This is a genomic window from Kitasatospora sp. NPDC085895 (assembly GCF_040702125.1).
Classification (GTDB): domain Bacteria; phylum Actinomycetota; class Actinomycetes; order Streptomycetales; family Streptomycetaceae; genus Kitasatospora; species Kitasatospora arboriphila.
The window spans coordinates 167,138-186,739 of the sequence record NZ_JBFBJY010000007.1; the positions used below are offsets into that span (position 1 = coordinate 167,138).

At 72.8% G+C, this 19,602-nt stretch carries 15 protein-coding genes and 2 pseudogenes; 13 read left to right on the forward strand and 4 right to left on the reverse strand.

Going from position 1 to position 19,602, the window contains the following annotated elements; genetic code table 11:
* Positions 1–81: 81 nt before the first annotated feature.
* A complete protein-coding gene (locus tag AB0442_RS07050; protein WP_366161186.1) occupies positions 82–960 on the forward strand; it encodes a nuclease in 879 nt (292 codons plus the stop codon).
* Between the two features lie 619 nt (positions 961–1,579).
* Positions 1,580–1,906: a hypothetical protein gene (locus AB0442_RS07055; RefSeq protein ID WP_366161188.1), complete on the forward strand. Its 327-nt coding sequence runs from the start codon at positions 1,580–1,582 to the stop codon at positions 1,904–1,906.
* A 397-nt stretch (positions 1,907–2,303) separates the two neighbouring features.
* On the opposite strand, the gene AB0442_RS07060 is transcribed toward AB0442_RS07055, so the two are convergent.
* A complete protein-coding gene (locus AB0442_RS07060; RefSeq protein WP_366161189.1) occupies positions 2,304–3,332 on the reverse strand; it encodes a hypothetical protein in 1,029 nt (342 codons plus the stop codon).
* 1,118 nt (positions 3,333–4,450) lie between these two features.
* On the opposite strand from AB0442_RS07060, the gene AB0442_RS07065 reads away from it, so the two are divergent.
* The 3 genes from AB0442_RS07065 to AB0442_RS07075 all read left to right on the forward strand — a co-directional run bounded on the left by AB0442_RS07065 (position 4,451) and on the right by AB0442_RS07075 (position 7,147).
* Positions 4,451–4,948, forward strand: coding sequence for a hypothetical protein (locus AB0442_RS07065; RefSeq protein WP_366161191.1), 498 nt, complete (start codon positions 4,451–4,453; stop codon positions 4,946–4,948).
* Positions 4,949–5,489: 541 nt separating this feature from the next.
* On the forward strand, positions 5,490–6,008 hold the full coding sequence (locus AB0442_RS07070; RefSeq protein ID WP_366161193.1) for a SigE family RNA polymerase sigma factor: 519 nt from the start codon (positions 5,490–5,492) through the stop codon (positions 6,006–6,008).
* Positions 6,005–7,147: a hypothetical protein gene (locus AB0442_RS07075; protein ID WP_366161195.1), complete on the forward strand. Its 1,143-nt coding sequence runs from the start codon at positions 6,005–6,007 to the stop codon at positions 7,145–7,147. Before AB0442_RS07070 ends, AB0442_RS07075 begins: the two co-directional genes overlap by 4 nt.
* A gap of 198 nt (positions 7,148–7,345) precedes the next feature.
* Here the strand turns inward: AB0442_RS07075 and AB0442_RS07080 are convergent, their stop codons facing one another.
* Positions 7,346–8,197, reverse strand: a complete 852-nt coding sequence (locus AB0442_RS07080; protein WP_366161197.1) for an SAM-dependent methyltransferase — start codon at positions 8,195–8,197, stop codon at positions 7,346–7,348.
* A gap of 199 nt (positions 8,198–8,396) precedes the next feature.
* Here AB0442_RS07080 and AB0442_RS07085 point away from each other — a divergent pair, with 199 nt between their 5' ends.
* Complete coding sequence (locus AB0442_RS07085) at positions 8,397–9,095, forward strand: phospholipid scramblase-related protein (protein ID WP_366161199.1); 699 nt, start codon at positions 8,397–8,399, stop codon at positions 9,093–9,095.
* 52 nt (positions 9,096–9,147) lie between these two features.
* On the opposite strand, the pseudogene AB0442_RS07090 reads toward AB0442_RS07085, so the two are convergent.
* Both AB0442_RS07090 and AB0442_RS07095 read right to left on the reverse strand, forming a co-directional pair.
* Positions 9,148–9,299 (reverse strand): annotated as a pseudogene (locus tag AB0442_RS07090) (flavodoxin family protein); the annotation flags it as partial.
* Between the two features lie 558 nt (positions 9,300–9,857).
* Positions 9,858–10,958, reverse strand: coding sequence for a hypothetical protein (locus AB0442_RS07095; protein ID WP_366161201.1), 1,101 nt, complete (start codon positions 10,956–10,958; stop codon positions 9,858–9,860).
* A 338-nt stretch (positions 10,959–11,296) separates the two neighbouring features.
* Here AB0442_RS07095 and AB0442_RS07100 point away from each other — a divergent pair, with 338 nt between their 5' ends.
* The 7 genes and pseudogenes from AB0442_RS07100 to AB0442_RS07130 all read left to right on the forward strand — a co-directional run bounded on the left by AB0442_RS07100 (position 11,297) and on the right by AB0442_RS07130 (position 19,331).
* Positions 11,297–12,727: an APC family permease gene (locus AB0442_RS07100; protein WP_366161216.1), complete on the forward strand. Its 1,431-nt coding sequence runs from the start codon at positions 11,297–11,299 to the stop codon at positions 12,725–12,727.
* Between the two features lie 102 nt (positions 12,728–12,829).
* A complete protein-coding gene (locus tag AB0442_RS07105; RefSeq protein WP_366161202.1) occupies positions 12,830–14,524 on the forward strand; it encodes an FAD-dependent oxidoreductase in 1,695 nt (564 codons plus the stop codon).
* Between the two features lie 216 nt (positions 14,525–14,740).
* A pseudogene (locus AB0442_RS07110) lies at positions 14,741–15,248 on the forward strand (ATP-binding cassette domain-containing protein); the annotation flags it as partial.
* A complete protein-coding gene (locus AB0442_RS07115) occupies positions 15,245–16,171 on the forward strand; it encodes a hypothetical protein (RefSeq protein ID WP_366161204.1) in 927 nt (308 codons plus the stop codon). The pseudogene AB0442_RS07110 and the gene AB0442_RS07115, both read left to right, overlap by 4 nt.
* 29 nt (positions 16,172–16,200) lie before the next feature.
* Positions 16,201–16,584 carry a hypothetical protein gene (locus AB0442_RS07120; RefSeq protein ID WP_366161206.1) on the forward strand — a complete coding sequence of 128 codons (384 nt, stop codon included), beginning with the start codon at positions 16,201–16,203 and terminating at the stop codon, positions 16,582–16,584.
* Positions 16,512–16,868: an FtsX-like permease family protein gene (locus AB0442_RS07125; RefSeq protein ID WP_366161207.1), complete on the forward strand. Its 357-nt coding sequence runs from the start codon at positions 16,512–16,514 to the stop codon at positions 16,866–16,868. Before AB0442_RS07120 ends, AB0442_RS07125 begins: the two co-directional genes overlap by 73 nt.
* Before the next feature lie 237 nt (positions 16,869–17,105).
* A complete protein-coding gene (locus AB0442_RS07130) occupies positions 17,106–19,331 on the forward strand; it encodes a CRISPR-associated endonuclease Cas3'' (protein WP_366161208.1) in 2,226 nt (741 codons plus the stop codon).
* The last annotated feature ends 271 nt before the right edge of the window (positions 19,332–19,602 follow it).

The window sequence follows — 19,602 nt, forward strand, 5'->3', positions numbered from 1 at the left end:
CCAACGCGCCGACGGCACGATCCCACCGTTTGTCCACGGAGGACCTCGCAATGAGTCACATCCCGGTGACAGGAGGACCTCATGACCATGATGCTCATCAAGGGCCCCTACCAGATCAAGAACTTCGAGCCGGACGGCGACACCGTCCACTTCCTCCCCGACGATCCCGGCTTCTGGCTCGAACTGCCCGGCGAGCACAAGATCGAACGGGACGTCCACGGCGGCGCCGCCCTCCGGCTCGACGGCATCGACGCACCGGAGACCCATTACCAGGGGGTCGGCCCCGACTTCGTCCACCAGCCGCTCGACCTGGGAGCCCACGCGGCCCGGAACGCCCTGCTGACCTGGCTGGGCTTCACCGACGTCACCCGGGGAGCGGACGAGCGGGTCACCTCCGCCACCCCGGAGACCGTCCCCGGGTTCGTCCTCGCCACCGGCGCCGACGCCTTCGGCCGCTGCATCGCCATGGCCGGCCGGGGCACGCCGATCCCGGACGCCAAGAGCGGAACGACCATCAAGGTCGACGTGCCGCTCCTGCACCAGACCGCCAACCACGAACTGCTCGCCCGCGGCCTGGCCTACCCGACGTTCTACTCGAACCTGCCCAAGGAACTGCGCCTCGACATGGCCGCCACCGCCCGCGGTGCGCAGGCCGCGAAGGTGCCCGGCAGCGTCTGGGCCTACGACGCCACCAACAGCGGCGCCAAGATCGAGGACCTGAGCTCGCTCACCGAGCACACGGTCATCCTGCCGAAACTCTTCCGACGCCTGGCCGACTACCTGCGCCTCTTCGGCCCCTCCCTCGACTCCCTCCCCGCCTACCTGGCCGGCGCGGACGACGAATTCTTCCTCTCCGAGCAGCGGACCTCCACCAGGGGCCTGCAGCGCGTCATCGACATCAACGACAGCACGATCAAACTGCGCCCCGCCGTCGAGGACATCGTCTTCGTCGAGAAGTGAGCCCGAGGGGCGGGCACCTCACCGGTGGACCGGCGTTCGACGACCGACCCGCCCGGATCCCGGTCCGCCCCGCCGGCACACGGCTGAGGTGCTACGGCCGGGCCGGGCGAGGAGGAGGCCGGCGGTGGCGACGACCGCACGGGGTGCGGCAACCGGCGCTCCGGGCGCAGCACCGCGCTGACCAGCCGGTATTCGCGGAGAGTCACCGGGCGAGGTCTCCGATGGGGCTTGTCTGCGCCGTGGTTGGGCGTAGCGTTGACTGTCAGTGGCGGAGTCCGTGATGAGAGCGTGGGCGCGCGGTGGATCGAGCACCGTCTCCGCCGCCGGCGTACGGGCGGCGCGGCGGGTGGGGGCCACGTCGCCCCGGGGACCACCCGCCGGGCCCGGGCGACTTCACCTGTCCGGGCGGCCAGACCCTGGTACCGGCTGACGTCACCCACACGGGCGTGAGCCTCGGCGACACCACCGACGGCGTCGCGGCGGCCATCCCCTGCACCTTCAGCAAGGTCTTCGCGGCCTTCCGCAAGTGACCTCCACCGCCGTCCGGCCGTCCCGGCGAACACCACCGCCGTGACGGCCCGCGGCCCTCCCGGCCCGTCCCACGGTGAAGGAGCCGGTCATGGCCGAATCGTTCTTCCACGCAGGTGGCGTCTACCGGCACGACGGGGACGGCACGCCGACCGACGCGTGCCTGTTCGTCGTGGTGTACGTCGGGCGGGCGCCGGAAGGCTTCGGCCGCCCGGGCGGGACGGGCGATGTCGCGTTCGGTTGGCGCCGCGGCACCGCGCCGGACGGCACCGTCACCCCGCTGGGCTCCTACGCCACCGCCGACTTCACCGGCTGGCACGAGATCGACGACTCCGAACTCGCCGCCGCTCTCGGCGACACCCCGCTTCCCGTCCACCCCGCCCCACCGGCACGGCCCCGCCGGAGGCGAGCCGACTGACCAGCCCGCCGACAGGCGCCCCGCCGTCGCGGCCGCCCCGGGCACCCGCCCGTCGGGTCGGGCACGGCAGCGGACCCACCGTGAGAAGCCGCGGTCGTCCTGGCGCAACGGGCCGACGGCCGGCGCCCCGGACACCGAGCGGGCAACGGACGCGACGGCGCCGACCAGCCGTCCGGCGGAGTGCGGCCGTCCCCCGGCGGGCCGGTGCGGGCGGCCGGCCGCGCCGGACGGTGTCCCGGCCGATCGCGGTGGACTCCCAGCGGTCGGAAGCCGTCACGGTGGCACCCCCGAAGTGCTCCGGCAGCCCGTGAACGGGCAGGGCCGGCACGGGAGCCGCACACCCGGCAGCCCCCGGCCGCGAGTCGGGCCGGGGGCTGCCGTGGTGGTGCGGAGTCGCTCAGAGGGCCTTGCCGTTGACGAACAGCTTGGCCGGGCCGGTCGGGTTGATCGGGCCGTACGCGACGGTGCCGTACGTGAGGGCTCCCTCGGTGACCGCTCCGTCGGTGACGCTGCCGGGCGTGACGGCGCCGTCGGCCACGGCACCGTCCGCGACGGGTCCGTCGGTGATCGCGCCGGGCGTGATGACGTTGCTGAAGGACGTGATCTTGTCGGCGTTGGAGCTGCGCAGGCAGTCGTCCGGGTTCTCGCCCGGCGCCGCGTCCCACGCACCCCAGGCGACGGCGGTCACGGGGGCGAACGTGTAGTCGCCGAAGGCGTAGTCACCGAACGCGTAATCGCCGAACGACCAGGGGCCGAAGCCGTAGTCGCCGAAGGTCCAGTCGCCGAACGCGGGCGCGTTCCAGTCGGGGGCGGCGCTGCCGGCCTCGAACGTCGGAGCCGCCTTCCAGCCCTTGAGGACGAAGCCGGTGTACTGGTTGGCCTTGCGGGCGTCGACGTCGAGGTCGTAGCCCAGGGTGCCGCTGAGGGTGCCGGTGCGGCTGCCGGTCCGGGTGCCCTCGCGGGAGGCGTCCCGGCTGCCGTCGCGGCTGCCGGTGCGCGAGCCGGCCCGGGTGCCGGTGCGCTCACCGGTGCGCTCACCGTCGCGATGGAACGTCTTGGTGCCGCTGCCGTTGGTGAACGTGCAGGTCAGGTCCTGCGAGACGGCCTGAGTGGCCGACTGGGTGCCGGACTGGCTCCCGGCCTGGGTGGCCGCCTGCGAGCCGGCCTGCGAGCCGGCCTGGGTGGCGGCCTGCGTCAGCGACTGGACCGCCGGCTGCTTGGCGGTGAACGCGAGGCTCTTGGCGTCGACGGCCTTCTGGAGCGCCGCGTTGTTGTAGCCGAGGGCGGTCTGCACGTCACCCTTGCCGACGAAACCGGTGCCGGTGGCGGCGTCGAACGTGACCGACGCCGAAGCAGGGGTGGCGCCCAGGGCGACGGCCGCCACGGAGACCGCGACACCGCCGACGAGCTTGCTACGCATGTGCATGAATGGAATCTTTCGTCATGTCGTCGCTCGATGGCCGGCCTTGAGGCGCCGGTGCGCCTCTCCCCCGCTTTCCGGCCGCACGGACGTGGCAGGCACCACACCGCGACGCCAATTGGCGCAGAACGCGAAGGGGAAGTACAGGGCAAGGCCCGTTTCGTGACCATGTTGTGCCGAATGGTCAGCTGACTCTCCACCATTTCCACGTACCGCTGCACGATTACGGAGCGGACACCTGCCGGCACGGTCGACAGCTCTGGTCCGACCCGCTGAAGGGACTGCGCCGAACCGCCCCACGCCCTGGCCAACAGGACGATCGGCGCAGGTCGCGCCGCCCGTTCGCCATCCCAGGGACGACCTCGAGCGGCTCCACGGAGGACCGGCCTCCGCCCACCGGGGTCACCGCCTCGCCGGTGACGAGGCGAATCCGGCACGGGCACGACCCGGCCACGGCAGCATCACCGTCGCGTGCGCGCCGAGTGCCGACTCTCGAATCAACGTTCCATTTCCGGGCTGCTCTCGGCATTCCGATCCCCGACGCACGGAATGCACGCAGAATGCCCCGCCTTCGCCGTGTGCATGATGAGGGCGGGAAAACCGTGCCGGATCATTGTTGATGAACGTTCAGCCACTTCCTCCGCGTCGCCCCGGGTGCCTTCCGATGGCGGCCACCCTCCCGGGCCGGGGTCCGTAGGCACGCAGGCACCGGCGGGGCAGCGGTGGGGAGCTGTGGCACCGACAGCCGGGGGACGGCAGCGGACACCCCGGGCGGGTAGCCGCTGCAACGGGTACCCGCGGGAAGGTACGACGGCCGCGTCCCGGGAATCCGCGGGGAGACAGCGGAGCGTGACCGAGCATAGGCCGTTGGGGGGCTTGTTCCCGTACGTCAGCGGCGTAGCGTGGGGAGGCAGGAGTGCAGCCCGTGACGAAAGCCGGCCCGAGGGGTGAGCCGAGAAGGGTGACCGTCTCCCGGATGCGACGGGAGACGTCGCCCCGGGCACGCCGGGCCGTGTGCCGGGTGCGGGCATCGCCGTTCGCAGCCAGGGGGCCACCGTTCGGACGGGGACAGTCCGAGACCCTTCAACCACCTCGATCCAGTCCCGAACAAACGGTGGCCCATCATGCGTATTCCCCGAATCGTCGCCGGAACCGTCGCGCTCACCGGTGCCCTCGTGCTGGGCATCGGGCCCGCCTTCGCGGACAGCCCGCACTTCGTCAAAGCCTCGGCGTCCTTCGCGTCGGGGTCGAGTCCGAACCTCAACGTGAACTTCAAGGAAGCCGGCCTCGGCGACACCGTCACGATCAGCTACACGGCCAGCGCCGACGCCACGGCCACCTACGCCTGCATCAACGGCGGCGGGAACCACCCGCAGGCCGCGAACAAGGCGACGGTGAACGGGCCGGTCAGCGCCTCCGGCAGCTTCACCTCCGGCAAGAACGGGTCGATCACGGCGACCCTGACCCTGACCCCGCCCAGCGCGGGCTCCTTCAGCTGCCCCAACGGGCAGAAGCTGGTGCTGGCGAACGTCAGCTACACCAATGTGGCGATCACGGACAACACCAACAGTGTGACCGAGAACATCGCCGGCACGTTCTCCAAGACCCTCTTCGACCTCTGAACCCGGCCGGTTCACCCCGAACGAGGGCCCGCCACGGTCACCGCGCTGCGGTTCGGCGCGGTGACCGTGCCACGAGGCGACACGCGACTGCGAGGCGAGCCGCGACGACTCCCGGCATCGGGGAGGGGAATCGGCCGCAGCGAGGTGCCGGAAGTCCTGACCGACGATCAGGCCGACGGAACACGCGGCAGCGGGAGGGCTGGTGCACTCCGGGGCGCGGCGAGCACCGGGGCTCCGCAGCGCACGGTCCCCCCAGGTCCACCGCCCGTCGGTCCGGTCAGGGGAGGCACGGCGGCGCCCGGCCCGCTGACCGCACGGGCCGGGTGCCGTGGTTTGCCCGGGCGGAGAACCGGCACGGCATCGGTCGACTCCCCCGTTCAGTTGTCGAAGGGCGGGTCGGGGCCGGAGAGGGCCCGCGGGGGTCGGTCCTGCCGGGAGCGGCCCGTCCGGGAATCGGTGCAACCTTTCGCACGGCACCAGGCATCAGGGATCCGGGCAGCGCAATCCGGCGGTGCCCGCGAAAGGGAGGGAGGGGTGCCTGATGGTGCGACGTACGGCGGGTTCACGCGACGCCGAGTTCACCGAGTACGCGGCGTCCCGGGTCGGGTGGTTGCGCAAGGTCGCGTACCTGCTCTGCGGTGACTGGGACCGGGCCGACGGTCTCGTCCAGGAGACCATCACCGAGCTCTACGTGAAGTGGCCCCGGGCGGGGAGGGCGGAGAACCGGGACGGCTACGCCCGTACGGTGCTGGTCAACACGTTCCTGGCGCAGCAGCGGACCTCGTGGTGGCGGCGGCCCCGGAGGGGCGGGACGGCGCAGGCCGCGGCCACGGCGTGGGCCGACGTGGACGCCACGATCGACCTGCGGCAGGCCCTGGCCGCGCTGCCGCCCGGGCAACGGGCGGCCGTGGTGCTGCGCCACTACTGCGACCTCTCGATCGAGCAGGCCGCCGACATCCTGGGCTGCTCCGCCGGCAACCTGAGGAGTCGGAGTTCGCGCGGCCTGGATGCACTCAGGGGTTCGTCCGACGACCGACCGGCCGAGGGGAGCAGGGCGTGAACGAGGAGACGATCCTGGCCGAGGAGCTCTCGGCGCTGGCCGACGGGTCCGCCCCGCCGAGCACCGTGGACATCCACGGGGCGGTGCGGCGCGGCCGTGGCCGGCTGCTGCGGCGGCGGGCGGCGCTGGTGACCGCCGCTTCCGCGGTGGTGGCCTGCTCGGCCGCACTGGCCCTGGTGCTGCCGGGCGGAGGCAGGGCGGCGGATCCCGCCGTGCTGCCGACCACGAGCGCGTCCCCGTCGCCGAGCGGCGTGCACACGTGGAACCCGATCCCGCAGTCGAGCGGGCCCGCCGAGACACCGTCCGAGACCAGGTCGCCCGCCCCGGTGACCGGCACCGATCCGCTGATCTCCGACGCGCGGTTCGGCTGGCTCCCGGACTCGGTCAAGACGCTCCGCTACATGCGGGAGGCCAACGGCCAGCAGGCCAGCGCGCTGGGGGAGACCGGGGAGTTCCCGACTCCCTCCTTCGGTCTCAAGGTCTTCCCGGCGGGGGTGACGCCCGCACTGCCGACCCTCCCGGACGGAAAGCCCAACCTGCCGGGCTACAAGCCGGGGAACCATGCCATCCGGGTCGACGCCCCGCAGGTCAACGGGCGGGAGGCGTACTGGATCACCGCGAGCGACCCGAACATGGCGGAGACCATGAACATCCTGCGCTGGAAGACCGCGGAGGGCCGGTGGGCGGAGCTCGACTCCGGCTCCCTCTCCGATGCCGACAGGCAGCGGATCCCGCTGAAGGTGGCGGCCGGCGTGACCACCGGCCACTGGCAGGTGCCGCTGCCGCTGCGGATCAGCGACCTGCCCGCGGCGTACACGGTGAACTCGGTGACGCTCCGGCAGGCGCGCGACGGCGGCGACTTCTCGCTGGACCTGAGCATCGGGTCCTCGACCGGCGCGTTCATCGGCGTCACGGTCAAGCCGGACGTCCCGGACACGGTGCGGACCGGGCCGGACGGAATGCCCCACCAGCCGGAGTCGACGACGTGCGCGTCCGAGAACGGCGTGAAGGCGTGCGTCACCGCCCTGGGGAACGAGGCGCACGTCTTCGACGCGGCCGGCGGCGCCCAGGGCCTGCTGGACAGGTTCACCCTCTTCGGCACGGACCCGGCCACCTGGAACACCGCCGTGCGTGACTGACGGCCCGTCGCGGGCGCAACGCCCGGTGCACACGGGGGCACCGGGCGTTGCGCCCGTCCCCACCGGCCGGCCGGGGCATCCGTCAGAACGGCGGCTCCGACCGGCCCGAGGACGCCCGGTCCGAGCAGGCACAGGACGTCGGTCAACGACCTCTCCGGTCTCGGAGGTCCGGAATGGCGGTGCTCCGGGTGGTTCGCTTCACCGCTTGACAGCGACTCCCGCGTAGGCCGGAGCCGCCTCCTGCCAGCCCTGGGGCAGCTGCCCCTGCGGCCGCCACAGCGGAAGCTGCACCAGTCCGGGATCAACCAGTTCGAAGTCCCCGAAGAACTTCTCCACCTCGGCCCGCGCCCGCAGGACCAGCGGCGAACTGGCACCACGATAGATCCGGGTGGTCTCTTCGGCCGCCTGTGGCGTCATCAGATCCTGCGTGCCGTGCGAGAGGATCAGCATGCTCCCGGGCGCCAGGACGTCCCGCAGCTGGGCCACCGTCTCGGCGGCCCCCTCCTCGTCCCGGACGAAGTGCAGCACCGCCACCAGCATCAGGGCCACCGGCCGGGAGAGGTCGATTGCCTGCTTCAGGCCCGGATCGGCGAGTATGGCGGCCGGGTCACGCAGGTCTGCGTGGAGAACCGTGGTGTGCCCGGCCGGGTGGTGGGCCAGCAGGGCACGGGCATGGGTGAGGACGATCGGGTCGTTGTCGACGTAGACCACGCGGGCGTCCGGAGCGACTCGATGGGCGACCTCGCTGGTGCTGCCCATCGCCGGGATCCCGGTGCCGATGTCCAGGAACTGCCGAATACCGGAGCCGACCGCGAACTCCACCGCACGGCCGAGGAACTCGCGATTGATCCGCGCCCCGAGCCGGGCATCGGGCATCAGCGCGATGATCTTCTCGGCAGCCTCCCGGTCGGCCGGGAAATGGTCCTTGCCACCCAGGTAGTAGTCGTACATCCGCGCAGGGTGGGGGATCCCGGTGTTCAGCTCCGCCGGGGGCTGCCACTCCCCCGCCACGATCGACGGCGGCCCACCGGGCGTCATCTCGTCCTGCACCAGCTCTCCCCCGGATCCGTGACATCTCGTCATCTCATCCTAACGGTCCCGGGCAGCGGCGGTGGCGGGTCCTCGGCCGCACCGCCCCCCTCCCCGCCGAGTGGACCCGCGCTCTCGCACCCCGGGCCGCCGGCGCGGCACCGGATCCGTTCCGTCCCGACCGTTCGATCCTGTTCCGCCCCGGACTACGCTCTGCAGCATGCGAGATGACGCCGATGACAGGGACCGCAGGCGCATACGACGCCAGGTGCGGTTCGCCGCCGGGATCGAGCCGGGCGAGTCGGCAGCGCCCGGCGGTGGCAGTCTGTTCAGCGAGTCGGTCCTGGTCTTCAACGAGAAGCCGAAGCTCATCGAACTGACCGCCGAGTACACGGTGTTCGACCGCGACGGCACAGAGGTGGGGAGGGCCGTCGAGACCGGCCACCACGTGCTGAACAGGGCCGCGCGGCTGCTGTCCCCCGCCCTCGCGAGCGAGCTGCGCCGCACGGTCGAAGTCCGCGACGCCGACGGCACCCCCGCACTCGTCCTGGAGAAGGCTGCTCACTTCCTCCGGCCCGAGGTGTCCGTCACCCGCCCCGACGGCACGCCGGTCGGACGGATCGCCCTCCAGGGGAAGGGCCTGCGACCGGCGTTCGACATCCACACCACCGAGCACAAGATCGGCACGGTGCGGGACAGCAGCCTGCGCGGCGACGAGATCTCCGTTCTGGACCTGGCCGGCACGGAGATCGCCCACATCACCAAGACCTGGGAGGGCGTGGCCCGGGTGACCTTCACCCGGGCCGACCACTACGTCCTGCGCATCATGCGGCCGCTCGCCGATCCACTGCGCACCCTGGTCGTCGCGACGGCCCTCTGCGTCGACCTGGCGCTGAAGAGCGACACCCGCACTCCCTGAGCCCACTCCCCGCCCCCGGCGGCCGCGCGTCGCCGGCAGCCCGGCGCCGGGGTCAGCGGTGTTCGGGGTTCTCGAAGTCGAAACGGCAGCCGGCCTCCCACTCGGAGCGCTGGTTGCCGTGGGCGGGGATGCGACCGGCGTCCTTGAACATCCGGGCGAGGCGAGGTGCATCAGGTTCCAGGTCATGAAGGGGGTGTTGCGGTTACGAGCTGGTGCGTGATTGCGCCGGGATGCGCCGGCCTGAGCTGGGGCCTTGTTCAGGCGGTGGCGGTACGGTCGGAGACCAGTCCGGCGATGGCGAGGTAGGTGTCCGGGAGCGTGTCGCGGCGGTGGGTCCAGCGAGTCAGGCCCTTCCATCGCTTGTGGTCGGCAAGGGCGGGTTCGACCGGGATGCGCTGGGAGGAGTGCTGGTGGCGGGCCCGCTCCCGAGCCTCGTGGACTTCCGGCGGTCAGGTCGTGGGTGCGGCCGGGTAGGACCCGGGAGATCCAGCCGGTCGACGCGCAGCCCGCCGGCCCGGCGGAGCCCGCCGCCACCGAGCAGCCCACCGAGCGGTCCCCGGCGGACCCCATCGAGGAGTCCCCGGCGGACCCCACCGAGCAGTCCGGGGGAGGAACCCGCCGGGCAGCCCCCGGCGGAGCCTGCAGCAGAGTCCCCGGCGGCGCCCGCCTCGGGCGAGGCGGACGGCGGCCTGGACGAAGGGACCGCCCCGAAGGGCTGAGGCGCACCCCGGGTCGGGCGGGGCCGCCTTGCCCCTCCCGGGGTCAGTTCTGCCGCAGGGCCGGCATCGGGATCGGGACCGAGTACGCGGTGGCGCCCGCTCCGACGCCGCGTTCGCAGCTGTTCGGCGGCTGGGTGGTGACCCCGCGGGTGGAGGGCGTCTCGGCCGCCCAGAACATGTAGCCGAGCAGTCCGCTGCTGCTGCCGGCGCCGTTGGGGGCGGCGCTCTGCAGCCAGCTGCCGGTGGAACTCTGCAGCGAGGCCGAGAAGTCGTTGCACTCCGGCCGGACCTTCGACCCCTCGGCGATGTACAGGCTGCCGGTGAACTTGGCGGGGGCGAGCGGCGGTACGGGCGGGTTGTAGGTGGGCTTGCCGTCCAGGTGCTCCTGCCAGTTGGCGATCGCACCGGAGGCGGACGGCTGCCGGGCGGGCACCATCGCGTTGGCGTAGTCGAGCACCGGCTTGTCGGTCCGCAGCCAGTTGGCGGTGGCGTACTGGTTGATGCCGATCAGCCAGCGGTCGCCGGCGGCGGTGTCGACGGTGAGCCTGGCGGCGGGGTCCGCGCCGGTGGCGTCGTACGGGTGGGCGGCCCGGTAGGCGTCGACGAAGGCCTGCAGACCGGTGAGGTTCGGGCCGTTGTTCTGCTCGTAGTCGATCTCGATGCCGACACCGAGCCGGCCGGCCAGGGCGGCGGCGCGTTGACCGAGCAGGGTGGCGTTCTGGGCGAGGGCCTGGTCCCAGGCGTCGGTGTAGGTGATGCCGCCGACGGAGAGCATCACCCGCGCGCCGTGGCTCTTGAACCAGTCGATCACGGCCTGGTCCATGCCGCGCGGGACACCGTCCAGGGTGGTGGCGTCGGTGGTGCCGTTCAGCAGCTTGAGCGGGTGGACGAAGGAGAGCACGGCCAGGTTGACCGAGGGGCGGCCGTCGCCGCGGTCGATCAGCCAGTGGTTCTTCGCGTCGAATTCGGCCATGTCGCGGACGGTGCCCCAGATACAGGCGTCGTCGCTGCAGTGCCAGGCGCCGTACACCTGGAGCGGGGTTCCCGCGGCGGCCGCGGCCGGCGGTCCGACGGGTACGAGTGCCGCGCCCAGCAGCGCGGTGGTGCCGACGATCGTGCGGAGCTTGTTGGACGGAACGCGCATGCAACGCCTCCAGACGGACGGGACGACCCCCGGGCGGATCACAGCATGAGGTCTGGACCACGTGGGGTCAACGGGGCGGACGACGCCGGTGGGCCGGGGCGTGACATGTCGTCAATCCTTTAACGGTCCCCGCTACACGATGCGCATCCCGCCAATGGCATGACGCACCGCACACTGGGCCGACTCCGCGCGCTGCGGAGCCTTCTCGCGCCGCCCCCGCACGTTCCGCCCCTAGGGAGTTGCCCGTGTCCGCCGTCGAGCAGTCCACCGCCGTCCAGGACCCACCGACCGTCCAACGCCTCAAGGCGAACTCCGTCGGACTGACCGGCGTGATCTTCATGGCGCTGGCGACAGCCGCACCGATCACCGCGATGACCGGCAACCTGCCGGTCATCGTCGGCGGCGGCAACGGCGTCCACGCGCCGGCCGGCTTCCTCTTCGTCACCCTGGTGCTGACCGTCTTCACCATCGGCTACGTGGCGATGGCCCGGCACATCACCACCGCCGGCGCCTTCTACGGCTACGTCTCGCACGGCCTGGGCCGGGTGGTCGGCATGGCGTCCGGCCTGCTCGCGATCCTCGCCTACGTGGTGTTCGAGGCCTCGATCGTCGGCATCTTCGCGTACTTCGGCCAGCAGGCCGTGGAGTCGCAGTTCGGCGTGGACCTGCCCTGGCAGGTGTTCGCGCTGGCGATGCTGGCGATCACCGCGATCCTGTCGTACTTCGACCTGGAGGTGGCGTCGAAGATCCTCGGCGTCTTCCTGGTCGGAGAGGTGCTGATGCTGATCCTGCTGGCCGGCTCGGTGCTGGCGAACGGCGGCGGTCCGGACGGTCTTCATCCGTCCTCGCTCAACCCCACCGGTGCCTTCGCCGGGATCAACGCCGGTGTCGGCCTGTTCTTCTGCTTCTGGTCGTGGATCGGCTTCGAGTCGACCGCGATGTACGGCGAGGAGTCCCGCAACCCGAAGCGGATCATCCCGCGCGCCACCCTGCTCGCGGTGGTCCTGCTCGGCGTGCTCTACACCTTCGTCTCCTGGATGGTGCTGAGCGGCAACGGCCCGGCCAAGTCCCTCGACATCGCCACTGGTTCGAGCCCGCTCGACCTGTTCCTCGCCCCCGCCCAGCAGTACCTGGGCCACTGGGCGGTCACCGCCTTCCAGTGGCTGATGGTGACCAGCGCCTTCGCCTGCGGCATGGCCTTCCACCAGTGCGCCTCCCGCTACCTGTACGCGATCGGCCGCGAGGGCTTCCTGCACCCGGCCCTCGGGCGCACGCACGCCAGGCACGGCTCCCCGTACATCGCCTCCTTCATCCAGACCGGCATCGCGCTGGCGATCATCGTGGCCTTCTGGGTGACCGGCCAGGACCCGTACGTCGGCCTCTACACCCTCACCGCGATCCTCGGCACGCTCGCCCTGCTGGTGGTGCAGACCCTCTGCTCCTTCGCGGTGATCGCGTACTTCCGGCGCAACCACCCCGAGTCGCAGCACTGGTTCCGCACCTTCACCGCGCCGCTGCTCGGCGGCCTCGGCATGATCGCCGCGATCGTGCTGCTGGTGATGAACCTGGACACCGCCGCCGGCGCCGCCTCCAAGATCCTCTTCTTCAGGTTCATCCCGTGGATCGTCGCCGCGGTGTTCCTCGGCGGCATCGCCCTCGGGCTCTGGATGAAGGCCAGGAGCCCCGAGAAGTACGAGGTGATGGGCCGTCTCGTCGTCGAGAACGCCCAGGAGCGCGAGGACGAGGAGCCCGCGCCGGCCGCAGTCTGACCCACCGCGGTCCGACCCTCGCCCCCCAAGGCCACCTCCCCGCAGTCCGACCCCCCGTTTCGCAGTCTGACCCCCACCGAGAACGGAAAGGCTGTCCCCCACATGGCACGCACCCACCAAGCCCGGCTGATCCGCACCCTACTGGCCGACCAGGCGGTCGCCGACCGGCTGCAACTGCCGGCCGACGAGTACCGCGGCCTCCGTGACGAGGCCCGCGCCGAGCCGGACGGCGTCTCCCGCCGCGCGCTGCTCGGCCGGGCCGCCGCCCTCGGCATCGGCCTGACCGGCGCCGCGGCGCTGTCCGGCGGCGCCAAGGCGCACGCGGCACCCGTCACCACCCCGAAGGTCGTCGGCTCACCGCGGATCGCCATCATCGGCGCCGGCATCTCCGGCCTGAACGCCGCCCTCACCCTCGCCGACAAGGGCGTCGCCGCCACCGTCTACGAGGCCGACCCGACCCGGATCGGCGGCCGGATGTACTCCGGCGGCAGCCCCTCCAGCCCGGGCCTGTGGAACCAGGGCCAGGTCTCCGAATGGGGCGGCGAACTGGTCGACACCGGCCACCACGCCATCAAGGACCTCTGCCAGCGCTTCGGCCTCGGCCTGACCGACGTCGCCGCCGACCTGCCGCCCGGCGCCGAGGGCATCTTCCACTTCAACGGGCACTACTACCCGAAGGACCAGGTCGACGACGACTTCAAGCAGATCTGGCAGTCGATCAAGACCGACATCCAGGCCGGAGGCTCGGCGCCCACCTGGAACAGCCACAACGCCGCCTCGGTCGCCCTCGACAACATGTCGATCCGCGACTGGATCAACTCCCGGGTGCCGGGCGGCTTCGGCAGTGACCTCGGCGCCCTGCTGGACTGCGCCTACGCGGTCGAGTACGGCGCGGACACCACCACGCAGTCCTCGTACGCGATGCTGGTGATGCTCTCCTGGCAGTCCAGCCCGGGCAACCTCTCCATCTGGGGCGGCTCCGACGAGCGCTGGCACATCACCGGCGGCAACGACCAGGTCCCGCGCGCCATCGCCGCGGCTCTGCCGACCAGCACGGTGCAGATGGGACACACCCTGCAGGCCGTGGTGAAGAACGCCGACGGCAGCCAGACCCTCACCTTCGCCCTGGACGGCGGCGGCACCAAGACGGTGGTCTCCGACCACACCATCCTGGCCGTCCCGCTGCCGATCCTGCAGAGCCACGTCGGCCTGTCGAAGGCCGGGCTCGACCAGATGATGAAGGGCGTCCTCGCCCACATGCGGATGGGCGCCTGCACCAAGCTCAACATGCAGTTCACCAACCGGAACTCCTGGTCCGGCACCGGCGTCTGGCCGGGCGTCTCCGACGGCGAGTGCTTCGCCGACCTTCCGTACCAGCAGGCCTGGGACGTCACCCGCGGCCAGGCCGGCAGCAACGGCATCCTGGTCCAGTACGGCGGCGGCAGCCTCGCCCGTGGCCTCACCCCGCCGTCGGCGTTCACCACCGCGTCCACCGCGTACACCCGCAACCTGGTGGACAACTACCTCAGCCAGATCGACTCGATCTGGCCGGGCACCAAGGCCGCCTGGAACGGCAAGGCCACGCTGTCCGCCTGGCACCTCAACCCGTACTCGTACGGCGCCTACTCGTACTGGCCGGTGGGCTACCTGACCACCTACGCGGGCTACGAGGGCACCGCACAGGGCAACCTGCACTTCGCCGGCGAGCACACCTCGTACGACTTCCAGGGCTACATGAACGGCGGCGCCGTCGAGGGCGCCCGGGCGGCGAACGAGGTTCTCGCCGCCATCGGCTGACGGGTACCCATCCGCAGCAACGGCAACGGGCGGTCCGCCATGCGGGCCGCCCGTCGCGGTTCGATCACGACGTGTCCAACTGGTCGCGCAATGGGTGGATCATCCGGCGGAACCGTGCTGTTGGCCGAATCACGCCTGAGCCGCTGCCGGCCCGACCGGCTGCCCTGGACGTCGGGGCCGAAGGTGCGCAGCGCGGCCCTGCACTCCCGGCAGGCCGTCACCGTGGACGGCGTCCGGGTCGACCTGCTGAACGAGGCCGGTGCGGCCCGCTACCGCCGGGCCGAGGTCGGCATGGTGTTCCAGTTCTTCAATCTGCTGGACGACCTGACAGTGGTGGAGAACGTCCTGCTCCTAGCCGAGTTGGCGGGCGTCGACCGGGCCGGGGCGTGCCGGCGGGCGGCGGAGCTGCTCGACGTGCTCGGGATCGCCCGGCACGCGGGTGCCCCACCCGGCCCGGCTCTCCGGCGGGGAGCGCCAGCGGGTGGCGGTGGCCCGGGCCCTGATGAACCGTCCGGCGCTGCTGCTCGCCGACGAGCCGACCGGTGCCCTGGACTCCGCCGCGGGCGAGGAGGTGAAGCGCCTGATCACGGACCTGCACGCGGACGGCCAGACCATCGTCACCGTCACCCACGACCTGGCGATGGCCCGGGCCTGCGCGAGCCGCACGGTCACCCTGGTGGACGGCCGGATCGCCGCCGACGAGCGGACGGAGGCCGTCCGATGAGCGGGGTCGGGCGGGTGGTGCGCGCGGGCGTGCGCCGCCTAAGGGTCCAGACGGTGGTGGTCCTGCTGGCCACCCTGATCGCGGTGACGGCCTCGGTCCTCGGCGGCTCGCTCCTGGTGGCCTCCGACGGGCCGTTCGAGCGGGCGTTCGCCGACCGGCGCGGTGCCCATCTGACCACGGACTTCGACCCGGCCCGGGTGGACGCCGCGCAGCTCGACGCGACCACCCGCGCCCCGGGCGCCACCGCGGCGGCCGGGCCGTTCCGCACCGCGACCGTCGACCCGCAGGCCGGACCGGAGCTCGGCCTCCCGGCCGGCGTCTCACTGCCACCGCTGCGGGTGGTCGGCCGCGCCGACCCCGGCGGCCCGGTGGACCGTCTCACGCTGCTCGGCGGCCACTGGCCGACCGGCCCCGAGCAGGTCGTGCTCTCCGTCGACCGGGCCGGGCCGGTCCACGACCTGGGCGCCGTCCTGCACCTGCCCGCAGCGCCCGGTGCCGCCGGCATGCTCGCGGCCATCGTCTTCGGCACCGCCGCGACCACCTTCGCGGTGGGCATCGCCGCCACCACCACGTGGGTGCAGCAGGCCAAGAACCATGACCGCGCCGATGTGGCCGTACGGCTCCTGCCCCCGCCGGGCGCGGCGGCCCGCCCCGCCGCGTCCGCCGGCCCGTCCGCCACGTCGTCCACCGGGGCGTCCGCCGACCGCGCCGCCCTGGCCGCGGCCGTCGAGCGGGCCATCGGCGGCCGCGCCGAAAACGGGACCTCGTACGGCGTCGCGCAGGCCGAGCTGACCGTGCCCGGCGTGGCCGGCAGCACCCGGGTGATCACCTTCAGGGGAACGCCTCGGCGGCCGGCTACCGGATGGTCTCCGGACGGTGGTTCCGGGGGCCCGGCGAGGCGGTCGCGCCATCCACCTTCCTGACCGACGCCGGTGCGAAGGTCGGGGACACCGTGCGCCTGGAGGACCACGGCCGTACCGTCCCCGTCCGGATCGTCGGCGAGGTCTTCGCCCCGCACACCGAGGCCGACGAGGTGCTCACCGACGCCGCGGCCCTGCCCGACGTCCCGGCAACCACCTACTACGCGGCCGTCCGGTGGGGCGTCGACGCGGCCCGCCATCTGGACGGGCTGCGCACGGAGCTCGCGCCGCTCGGGGTCGCCGTCGAAAGCGGCCGGCCGGGCGGCTCCAGTGATGTGATCGCCGCACTGAACGCCCTCACCGCCCTGCTCACCCTGATGCTGGTCGCGGTGGCCGGCTCGGGGTGCTCAACACCATCGCCCTCGATACCCACGAGCGCGTCCGGGAGATCGGCACCGCCAAGGCGCTCGGTATGACGCCCCGCCAGACCCTGGCGACGGTGCTCGCCTCGGTCGTCCCCGGCGGTGTCCTCGGCGGAGCCGCCGGGCTGCTCGCGGGCGTGGCGCTACACCCGGTCACCGCACCGGCGATGGCTCGCGGAGCGGGGCTGACCTTCCCCGCCGCGGCCCTGGACGTCTACCCGCCGAACCTCCTCGCTCTGCTCGGCGCTGGCGGCCTGCTGATCGCCGCACTCGGCGCGCTGCTGCCGGCCACCCGCGCCGCCCGCGCCCGGACCGTCACCGCGCTGCGCGCGGCGTGACGGCGGCCGGCGCGAGCCCGGCGGTGCGCGCGGCGACGCCCGCCTGGACGGCGAACAGCCGGCCCGCGACTACTGGTCGAGCGCGGCGAAGTGACCGTACGTCTCCAGGCTGACGAAGCCGTGCAGGGTGGCCCACGCCAGCATGGTCGCCTCCGATCCCTTCCTCGCCTTCGCAACAGCCGCCCTTGTGTGCCACCGATGGCTCCCAACCCGCGACGACCTCGATAAGTTGAGTGCATGACGGCCGAGTTCGAGACCTTCACACGCACCGCGACCGGCTACACCCCCTACCCCTACCAGTCGAAGCTGGCCGCCGACGGCCTGCCCGCCCTCCTCCAGGCCCCCACCGGCGCCGGCAAGACCGTCGCCGCGGTCCTGCCCTGGCTGCACCGTCGTCTGGCGGGCGAGGACGGGGGCACCCCGCGCCGGCTGGTCCTCGTCCTGCCCCGGCAGTGCGTCGCCGACCAGACCTTCGCCCGCGTCGGGCGGTGGCTGGAACGCCTCGACCTGACCGGCGAGGTGGGGCTTCACCTCCTCGCGGGTGCCGCGGCGCAGGAGGGCGCCTGGCGGCGCAGGCCCGAGCGGACCGCGATCCTGATCGGCACCCACGACATGGTGCTCAGCCGGGCACTCATGCGCGGCTACGCGGACACGCGGACGATGGCGCCGGTCTCGTACGGTCTGCTGCACACCGACACCCAGTGGGTCTTCGACGAGCTGCACCTGCTCGGCCCCGGCCTGTCCACCGGCATTCAACTCCAGCGGCTGCGCGAGAAGTTGGGGACTTCCGCGGCGACCAGGACGATGTGGATGTCGTCCACCCGGGCTCCGGCCGACCTCGGCGAGGCGATGCACGTCCCGGACGGTCCCGAGACGCGTCGGCGGATCACACGCCTCGACCTCGCGCCCGAGCGCTACCCGGCCGCCCTCACCGAGGTCGTCACCGCCGCGCACGTGCCCGGCACCCGAACCGTCGTGGTGCTCAACTCCCTGGAGCGGGCCCGGGCCGTGCACGCCGGGCTGACCGCCACGGGCCTCGAGGTACTCCTGTTGCATCCGTACTTCCGCGCGTCCGACCGCCGCCGCGTCCTGCTCGCCGCCACCGAAAAGTCGCGTGACCTCGTCGTCGTCGCCACCCCGGCCGTGGAGGCCGGGCTCGACCTCTCCAGCCGCACCCTGGTCACCGAACTGGCACCGTGGGCCTCGCTCGTGCAGCGCGCAGGCCGCTGCAACCGCCACGGCGAGCACCCCGAGGGCGACCTGCTGTGGTGCACGCCCCCGGAGGGCGGCGACGCGGCCACCGCACGCTGGCTGACCGCCCACGAGGGCCGGGCCGTCACCCCCGCCGAGCTGCTGGCAGCCCGCGTCGAGGAGCCGCTCCCGCCGCCGGGACCGGGCCGCGAGGACCTCCTGTCCCTCTTCGACTCCGCCCCCGACAGCGGCACCGCGGCCGCCACCGCCGACCGCTGGATCTGCGAGCCGTCCGACCTCGCCGCGCTCCCGGCGCTGGTTGCCTGGCGCGCCTGGGAGCCCGGCACGCCAGGCACGCCCGGCACGCACGCCGAGTCCACCGGGCCCGCCGAGGACGAGCCCGACCCGTCGAGTGCCGAGCTCTGCCCGGTGCCGCTCGGCGAACTCCGCCACCTGCCCGCCGGCCGGGCCTGGCTGCGCGACGCGCTGGACGGCCGGTGGCGCCCCGCACGGCCCTCGGACCTGCAACCCGGCGGCCGCCTCCTCCTGGACTCCCGCACCGGCGGCTACCTCCCCGACCAGGGCTGGACCCCGGCGAGCCCGGTCCCGGTGCCGCCCGAAGCCGCCGCTCTCGAACGGCCCGCCCACGGCTGCACCTCCTGGGTCAGCCTCGACCGGCATCTCCAGGAGACCGCGGACGAGGCACGCCTGCTGCTCGCCGCGCTCCCCGAACTCCCCACCGAACTGTACGAGTCCGTCATCCGAGCGGCCCGGTACCACGACCTCGGCAAGTGCCACGACGCCTTCCAGGAGAAGCTGCGCGCCGGCCGGACCGACCCGCCGGGCGGCCTGCTCGCCAAGTCCAAGAACGGCGCCCACCCGCTACCGCCCCACCGCTCGCCGCGCCCCTACTTCCGGCACGAGCTCGTCAGCGCGCTCATGCTCCGGCACGACGGCCACCACCCGCTCGTCACCTACCTGGCCGCCGCGCACCACGGCCACGTCCGGATCACCGTGCGCCCGCGCGGCGAGGAGGCACCGCTGCTGCTCGGCGTCGCGGAGGGGGACCGCACCCCGCCCGTCACCCTGGACACCGGCGAACACTTCCCCGCCCGGACCCTGCACATCGCCACCTTCCCGGCGGCCTGGACCGAACAGGCACTGGCTCTGCGCGACGACCCCGACCTCGGCCCGTTCCGGCTCGCCTTCCTGGAAACCCTGGTCCGGGTCGCCGACTGGCGCGCCAGCGCCCGCCACGACGGCCCGCGGTGACGCCCTGGCGGGGCTGCCGCAGGCGGGCGGTCCGTCCTGGTGGTCGCGACGTCCTGCTCCACAGCGAGCTCGACAACCGGCCCGCCCACCGCATCCTGCACTGCTAGGTCGACCTGCTGCGCCGCCGCGGCCCCGAGGCGGCCGAAGCCCGGTTCACCGCACCGGTGCACCTCGACCCGAACGACACCCTCGGCGCCCGCATCCACACACCCGACGGCCCACGCCACCGCGGCCTTTGAGCAGTACCGGCCGGCAACGGTTCGGCTTCGAA

Bases quoted from the DNA above. Each gene is read 5' to 3' on its own strand.
- AB0442_RS07130 (WP_366161208.1), top strand. From the start codon at position 17,106: ATGACGGCCGAGTTCGAGACCTTCACACGCACCGCGACCGGCTACACC.
- AB0442_RS07050 (WP_366161186.1), top strand. From the start codon at position 82: ATGACCATGATGCTCATCAAGGGCCCCTACCAGATCAAGAACTTCGAG.
- AB0442_RS07055 (WP_366161188.1), top strand. From the start codon at position 1,580: ATGGCCGAATCGTTCTTCCACGCAGGTGGCGTCTACCGGCACGACGGG.
- AB0442_RS07070 (WP_366161193.1), top strand. From the start codon at position 5,490: ATGGTGCGACGTACGGCGGGTTCACGCGACGCCGAGTTCACCGAGTAC.
- AB0442_RS07060 (WP_366161189.1), bottom strand. From the start codon at position 3,332: ATGCACATGCGTAGCAAGCTCGTCGGCGGTGTCGCGGTCTCCGTGGCG.
- AB0442_RS07105 (WP_366161202.1), top strand. From the start codon at position 12,830: ATGGCACGCACCCACCAAGCCCGGCTGATCCGCACCCTACTGGCCGAC.
- AB0442_RS07095 (WP_366161201.1), bottom strand. From the start codon at position 10,958: ATGCGCGTTCCGTCCAACAAGCTCCGCACGATCGTCGGCACCACCGCG.
- AB0442_RS07115 (WP_366161204.1), top strand. From the start codon at position 15,245: ATGAGCGGGGTCGGGCGGGTGGTGCGCGCGGGCGTGCGCCGCCTAAGG.
- AB0442_RS07100 (WP_366161216.1), top strand. From the start codon at position 11,297: ATGGCGCTGGCGACAGCCGCACCGATCACCGCGATGACCGGCAACCTG.
- AB0442_RS07065 (WP_366161191.1), top strand. From the start codon at position 4,451: ATGCGTATTCCCCGAATCGTCGCCGGAACCGTCGCGCTCACCGGTGCC.
- AB0442_RS07085 (WP_366161199.1), top strand. From the start codon at position 8,397: ATGCGAGATGACGCCGATGACAGGGACCGCAGGCGCATACGACGCCAG.